Below are 3,297 nucleotides of genomic sequence, written 5' to 3' on the forward strand. Positions count from 1 at the left end.
CCCGCCTCAACGACAACTACCCCATCGCCCACCGGGTGATGTTGATGACCTGCCCGGTGGGGGAGGCCTCCGCGGCCGCGCCCAGGACCACGTTGGTGGCGGCTCCGGCGACCCCGGCGGCCGCTCCCCACAGCGGGGAGACGGCCAGGCCGTGACCGGTGACGGCGGCGGCGGTCAGGCCCAGCGCGGCCACCGCCGTGTTCGCTACCGGCCCGCCACCGGTCACTGACCAGTCCACGCCGCGCTCGCGGCGACCGCGCTTGCCCATGATGTCTCCTTCCAGGTTGGTGTTCGCGGGGGTCTCAGACGTTCCAGGCGCGCTCGTTGGGGCGGGGCGCGTCGCGGCGGCGGATCTCGTCGGCGTGCACGCGCTCGAAGAGCGGGCTGACCTCCTGGGCGGTGGTGGCCGCGTCCCCGATCTGCTTGAAGACGTTGTAGAGCGCCTCCAGCACCCGGTCGTCGATGGGGTAGTTGTCGTTGAGGCGGGTGACGTAGGTGCGCAGCGCGAACGCGACGTTCTCGCACATCTGCGGGAGTTGGCGGATCTCCTGGCGCACCGCCCACATGTCCTCAGGCACGTACGAGGAGACGGCGACGTTCATCTGGGCGGAGGAGCTGGTCAGCGGGTTGATCGACACTTCGGCTCTCGATTCCTTCTCGGCAATGCGGATGGTGGGCTCAGGGCCCGCAGGCGCGGGCCCCAAGTCGGGGTCAGCCCCCTCGGGGTCGGGCATGCCGCCCCCGGGGACGTGGACCTTCTCGTCGGCGCCCGGGGCGTGGGCCCCGAACACGCTCTCCTCCTCCGCGCCGGGCGCTTCGGCCCCGGCCGCGGAGGCCTCGGTGCTCTCCTCCTTCGTGGTGGTGTTGTCGGTCTTCTGGGGCGGGCGGATCTTGTGCCACAGAGCCACGATGGGAATGGCCATGACCCCCCACACCGCCGCGAACATCCGCCCCGTGCGGGACTTCTTCGCCTTGGCCAGGGCCTTGCGCAGGCGCTTGACGGGCCCGGAGGAGGCCACCCGGCCCGTGGCCGCACGGGAGCGCTCGCGGGCGGTCTTGGCCGCCCTGGACAGGCGCCCGCCGGTCGCGGCGTCCACCCGCCCAGCCGCGCCCCGGATGCGGCCGCCAGCAGCACGGGCCGCCCGTGCGGCCCGGCCCAGGCCACCGCCCGCCCCGCCCGTGCGGGTGCGGGCGGTGTGCCCGCCATCGGCGGTGGCGTGCACCCGACCCCGCGCGGAGCGAGCTGAGCGGGCTCCGCGCCCTGCGGCGCCGCCCAGCAGCCCTTTGAGGCCTCCCATGCGCCCGCCCGCTGCGGAGCGGGCCCCGGCGCCGCGCGCACCCGGGCCCGTGCTGGAGCCGCGGCCCGCACCCGCCCGACCGGATAGGCCTCCGGCCGCGCCGCGCCCGGACCGGCCTGCCTTGAACAGCGAGCCCCGGCCGCCACCGCGGCTGCGCGTGCCGGTGGAGGAAGGACCCGTGCCGGACCCGGCGCGGGAGCCGGTCTTGCCCAGCCCGGCCGACCCCATCGAGGCGGCCCGGCCCCGGCCCGCACCAGCGCCGCCAGCGGAGGCGCCCATGCGGCCCAGACGGCCGCCCAGGCCGCCGGAGAGGCCACCGGCCCGCCGCCCACCACCGCCCAGGCGCTCGCGCAGGGGCCGAAACCCCCGGCCACCGCCCCGCATCCGGCCGCCGCGCTCGCGGCCCTGGCGGCCCTTGCGCAGGCGGTGCACGCCCCAGGCGGTTCCGGCCACGGCCGTGGCCGCGCACCCGGCGGCCAGCCCCCAGGGACCGGCCAGCTGGTAGAGCCCGGCAGCGCCGACAGCGGCGGTGGACAGGCCTCCGGCCGCCCACTGCCCGGCCCGCACCGGGGACTTCGTCTCCTCCTTCTCCTTGGTGTTCTGCTCCTGGTCGGAGTCGTCGGGGGAGGTGGAGCTGGGGCGCACCCGCAGCTCGTATTCCTCCCCGTCGGGGCCGCTCACCCTGGGCGGCGGCCCCGACTCGGTGTCGGTGCTCATCTGGTCCTCCGGCTCAGAGCAGGCCGTCGATGGCGGGGGTGAACGCGCTGACCAGGCGGCCGATGGCGTCGCCGCCCTCGGTCAGCAGGCCGACCGCGCTGATGAAAAGGCCGGCCACGGACTCAGGGGCGCGAAAGACCCACAGGATGAGCGAGCCGATGATGAAGATGCCGAAGGCCTGTGCGAGACAGCCACGGATCACGGGGAACTCCTTTCTCACAGGCCGGGCAGCGCGGGCTGCTCAGCCTCCTGGTGGTGGTGTTCGGTCAGGTGCTCGTGCACCTGGTCGTCAGCGAGAGCGCGGGTGCGGACCGTGTCTCCGGTCCACCCGCACGAACAGGTCGGCCGGTGCAGCACCCAGTCGGGCACCGGCACCGGCCGCACGTCGGGGCGGTGGCTCCTCACGCGGCCACCGCCAGGGGCTCGTCCTCGGGCGGCTCCCACGTCGCGCACCCGGTCGGGCACCTGCCGCCGTTGCCGGTGGGCAGGCACACGTCCCAGAGCCGCGCGCAGTCGCGGCAGGTGTGCCGGGCCAGCAGCGCACGGCACAACGCACGCTGCTGGCCGGGGGACAGGGGGCGCACCGGCCGCGCCAGCGAGCGCCGGTACAGGGCCGCGGTCCGCGTCCCCGACCGGTGCCCGGCGCGGCGCGAGCGCCACATGATCTGCGCGGCCACCTCCAGCCCCGCGATGCTGAGCCCTTCGGCCCGCAGCTGGGCTTTGGTGCGCAGGTCGGGGTCAAGGGCCCACCCCCACGGGTAAGTCGGCACGCCGTGCCTGCTGCCGGTGGGGTCGTAGTACGGATGGCCGGTGGCCACGCTGGTCTCCTTCCTGGTCGATCGGTGTGGTGGTCGGGCTCGGGCGGGCTCTCACGCGCGGACACTGCGGTCTCGCGGTTCTGGCCTCGCCCGCGGCCGGAGTAGTGCGCTGGCCCCCGCGCAACCGTGCGTTGCGCGGGGGCCAGCGCACCCGCCGGAGCGGGTGGTCCGCCCCCGCCCGCCCGGGGGGGCGGGAAGGGGGCGGGGACGGTCAGCAGTCGTTGACCTTGGTCGGGTCGAAGGCGGGGTAGCCGTCGTGCCACAGGGCGGTGCGCGCGTCCCGCACCGAGCTGCGCGGGATGCGGGTGGCCCGCACGATCTGGCGGGTGGACACCCCCCGCCCGTAGGCGTGGATGTAGAGCATCACCTCGCGCCGGTAGCCCTCCAGAGACAGGTATTCGTCCAGCTCACCGTGGGTGGGCGGAGCTTCCGCCCCCCTGTCCGCCCCCCGGGCGGGCGGGAGG

At 75.7% G+C, this 3,297-nt stretch carries 6 protein-coding genes; all 6 read right to left on the reverse strand.

Annotated elements, in window-relative coordinates; genetic code table 11:
• Window positions 1-16 precede the first annotated feature (16 nt).
• Window positions 17-268 carry a hypothetical protein gene (locus ABD54_RS26075; protein WP_047872201.1) on the reverse strand — a complete coding sequence of 84 codons (252 nt, stop codon included), beginning with the start codon at window positions 266-268 and terminating at the stop codon, window positions 17-19.
• Window positions 269-302: 34 nt separating this feature from the next.
• A complete protein-coding gene (locus tag ABD54_RS26080; RefSeq protein ID WP_047872202.1) occupies window positions 303-2,015 on the reverse strand; it encodes a hypothetical protein in 1,713 nt (570 codons plus the stop codon).
• A gap of 13 nt (window positions 2,016-2,028) precedes the next feature.
• Entirely contained in the window at window positions 2,029-2,217 is a 189-nt protein-coding gene (locus tag ABD54_RS26085) for a hypothetical protein (RefSeq protein ID WP_047872206.1), read from the reverse strand.
• A 14-nt stretch (window positions 2,218-2,231) separates the two neighbouring features.
• Entirely contained in the window at window positions 2,232-2,420 is a 189-nt protein-coding gene (locus tag ABD54_RS26090) for a hypothetical protein (RefSeq protein WP_047872203.1), read from the reverse strand.
• Complete coding sequence (locus tag ABD54_RS26095; protein ID WP_047872204.1) at window positions 2,417-2,833, reverse strand: RRQRL motif-containing zinc-binding protein; 417 nt, start codon at window positions 2,831-2,833, stop codon at window positions 2,417-2,419. The genes ABD54_RS26090 and ABD54_RS26095 overlap by 4 nt, the downstream gene beginning before the upstream one ends.
• 211 nt (window positions 2,834-3,044) lie before the next feature.
• A partial coding sequence (locus ABD54_RS28415; protein ID WP_047872205.1) for a hypothetical protein occupies window positions 3,045-3,297 on the reverse strand: 253 nt, incomplete at its 5' end.

It is taken from the genome of Nocardiopsis sp. RV163, assembly GCF_001029525.1.
GTDB lineage: Bacteria > Actinomycetota > Actinomycetes > Streptosporangiales > Streptosporangiaceae > Nocardiopsis > Nocardiopsis dassonvillei.

What these genes read in the sequence shown, in the direction of transcription:
- ABD54_RS26075 (WP_047872201.1), bottom strand. Translation starts at nt 268, where the DNA reads ATGGGCAAGCGCGGTCGCCGCGAGCGCGGCGTGGACTGGTCAGTGACC.
- ABD54_RS26080 (WP_047872202.1), bottom strand. Translation starts at nt 2,015, where the DNA reads ATGAGCACCGACACCGAGTCGGGGCCGCCGCCCAGGGTGAGCGGCCCC.